Here is a 252-nt window from a genome sequence, read left to right as displayed (position 1 = left end):
AACCTACACCCATCACGCATTGTGGTTGGTGAGCAAAGTGAGCGTGCTGCTGTATTTGCTAATTTACTTAAGCAAGGGGCGATTAAACAAGATATAGCAGTGTTGTTTACTGAGTCGACCGAAGCTGAAGCCATTAAATTATTTTCAAATACCTATCTTGCAATGCGGGTCGCATATTTTAACGAACTTGATACGTATGCCGAAGCGCATGGATTAAATAGTAAACAAATTATACAAGGGGTTGGACTTGAC

The 252-nt window shown here is 40.5% G+C and carries 1 pseudogene; it reads left to right on the top strand.

The window, feature by feature from the left end:
• Positions 1 to 252 (top strand): annotated as a pseudogene (locus AAEY93_RS20930) (UDP-glucose 6-dehydrogenase); the annotation flags it as partial.

Source organism: Shewanella sp. CAL98-MNA-CIBAN-0140, assembly GCF_040309905.1.
Lineage (GTDB): Bacteria > Pseudomonadota > Gammaproteobacteria > Enterobacterales > Shewanellaceae > Shewanella > Shewanella psychromarinicola.
The sequence above is the reverse complement of the archived record's forward strand: the minus strand, read 5'-3'. Positions and strand labels throughout refer to the sequence as shown.